Origin of the sequence: Halorubrum sp. CBA1125 (assembly GCF_009742825.1) — an archaeon.
Lineage (GTDB): Archaea > Halobacteriota > Halobacteria > Halobacteriales > Haloferacaceae > Halorubrum.
This window is the reverse complement of sequence record NZ_WPCE01000299.1, coordinates 1-2,236: the sequence shown is the minus strand read 5'-3', so window position 1 is coordinate 2,236 and position 2,236 is coordinate 1. Positions and strand designations below refer to the sequence as shown.

The 2,236-nt window shown below is 70.1% G+C and carries 3 protein-coding genes; 2 read left to right on the top strand and 1 reads right to left on the bottom strand.

All coding sequences use genetic code 11. The annotated features are described in order from the left end of the window. Window positions 1–979: tubulin/FtsZ family protein (locus GJ633_RS15950; RefSeq protein ID WP_156589561.1), on the bottom strand; the 979-nt coding region annotated here is incomplete at its 3' end. 293 nt (window positions 980–1,272) lie between these two features. On the opposite strand from GJ633_RS15950, the gene GJ633_RS15945 reads away from it, so the two are divergent. Further along, window positions 1,273–1,515, top strand: a complete 243-nt coding sequence (locus GJ633_RS15945) for a type II toxin-antitoxin system ParD family antitoxin (protein WP_156589560.1) — start codon at window positions 1,273–1,275, stop codon at window positions 1,513–1,515. Beyond that, window positions 1,508–2,206, top strand: coding sequence for a queuosine precursor transporter (locus GJ633_RS15940; protein WP_156589559.1), 699 nt, complete (start codon window positions 1,508–1,510; stop codon window positions 2,204–2,206). The genes GJ633_RS15945 and GJ633_RS15940 overlap by 8 nt, the downstream gene beginning before the upstream one ends. Window positions 2,207–2,236: the final 30 nt, after the last annotated feature.

The window sequence follows — 2,236 nt, the reverse complement described above, 5'->3', positions numbered from 1 at the left end:
CGTCGCCCGCGAGCACGTCGACGGTGTCCGCCTCCTTCTCCAGCCACTCGCGCGCCGACTCGACGCCCTTCCGGGAGATGACCTCCGGCGGGCCCGCGAAGACGATCAGCGCGCGGTCCGCGCTCGACACCTCGCAGGGGACGGTCAGTCGGGAGTTGACCGCCCGGCGGACGAGCCCCTTGATCTTGGCGGCGTCCGTCGACTCGCCCTCGGGCGCGTCGGACTCGTTGAACTTCGCGAGCAGCCCCTGTTTCGCGGTGTCGAGGTCGGTGGAGGCGTAGCCGATCGAGGAGACGCCGCCGACCTCCAGCGTGCGCATGATGTCGCTGGAGTCCATGGCGTTCTCGCCGACATCGGACTCGTCGACCTCGCCGGCCGCCAGCAGCGTGACGATCCGCGTCGCCAGCTCCTCGTTCATCTCCTCGTAGCCCTGCTCTATCGTCTGCCCGCGGGAGCGCCACGCGTCGTTGTCGAAGGCGATGAAGTTGTCGACCTTGGTGACGAACGACTGGAGCGACCGGGCGGCGTTGAGCGCCGGCCGGCCGCCCTCGTACTTGCCGGGGAGCACGCCGAGCCCGTACACCGGCTCGTCGTACATCTTCTGGATCTCGTCGATCACGACCGGGGCGGCGCCGCTGCCGGTGCCCCCGCCGAGCCCGGCCGCGACGAGGACCGCGTCGACCTCGTGGATCTCGACGTCGTCGAACACGCGGCGGATCTCGTCGATGTCGGTCTTCGCGACCTCCGCGCCGATCTCGGCGTCGCCGCCGACGCCGTGCCCGCGCGCCTTGCGGTGGGTGTCGCCGATCAGGACGCGGCGGTCCTCGGAGATGTGCTCGGGTTTGGCCAGGTCGGTGCGCGCGGTGTTTATCACCAGCGCGTGTCGACAGAGGTCCCGACCCGTCGCCTGTTCGAACCGGATCATCTGGTCGATGAGCTTGCTACCGGCGTTGCCGACACCGATGGTGGCGAGTTTCATCGCCGACACCCCCCGACGCGGCGGGTGTCCGTCTGTCGCGCAGCGCGACCGGATCGGACGGGGAACTTCGTGTGCATGGGATAATCGAGTCCTGGGACTCGACACGTATTAAGTTGTGTCAGACGACCCGAGGGGACGGAGTCCGCACGCCCGAGCGGTCCGCGATTAGCTCGACGAGCGCCGGCAGCGGGAGCGAGAAGCGGAACGCGGCCGCGACGTCGGCGCGCGTGGATATTCCCAAGCGAGTACTCGAATAATAATCTTCTTGTCCGACCGGGGTCGACGGCCACGACATGCCCAAGATAAGCGTCGAGATTCCGGCGGAACTGCTCGCGGACCTCGACGAGCACGTCGGCGACGACGGGAAGTTCGTCAACCGCAGCGACGCCGTCCGCGCGTCGATCCGCAAGACGCTCGACGTGCTCGACGAAATCGACGCCCGCCACGGTCGGCTGGCGTCCGACAGCGGTGCCACGGGGGACGACGACGGCGAGCGCGGCGCCGCCGACCCAACGGAGGGCGGACGCGATGCGTGACGGGCCGTTCGCGACGGACCCGCTGGACCGGCCCGCGGTGGCCGCGGTCGGGCTGATCACGCTGTTCGTCGCCGCGCTCGCGACCGCCCAGCTCACCGCCGCCAAGGTGATAGCGCTCCCGCTGCCGGTCGCGCTTCCGGTCGTCGGCCCCGAGATCACGCTGCCGGGCGCGGCGCTCGCGTACGCGCTGACGTTCCTCGCGTCCGACTGCTACGCGGAGCTGTACGGGCGGCGCGCCGCGCAGGTCGTCGTCAACGTCGCGTTCGTCGCGAACTTCCTCGTGCTCGCGCTGGTATGGTCGACGCTCGCCGCTCCCGGCGTCAACCCCGAGGTCGCCGCCGCGTTCGAGACCGCGCTGGCGCCCGCGACCAACGTCGTCGCCGGCAGCCTGCTCGCGTACGTGGTCAGCCAGAACTGGGACGTCTTCGTCTTCCACGCGATCCGCGAGCGCACCGGTGCCGGCCTGCTGTGGCTGCGCAACGTCGCTTCGACCGCCTCCAGCCAGGCGATCGACACCGCGATCTTCGTCGGCATCGCCTTCTACGTCGCGCCGCTGCTGTTCGGCGTCGGCGACCCCCTCGACCCGTCGATCCTCCTCGCGCTCGCGCTCGGCCAGTACATCCTGAAGCTCGCGATCGCCGTCCTCGACACGCCGTTCGTCTATCTGATCGTGGGCGCCGTCCGGGAGTGACCGCGGACGCGGCCGCCCGTCACGCGACCG

Coding starts and splice junctions, on each gene's coding strand:
- GJ633_RS15945 (WP_156589560.1), top strand. CDS start 1,273: ATGCCCAAGATAAGCGTCGAGATTCCGGCGGAACTGCTCGCGGACCTC.
- GJ633_RS15940 (WP_156589559.1), top strand. CDS start 1,508: ATGCGTGACGGGCCGTTCGCGACGGACCCGCTGGACCGGCCCGCGGTG.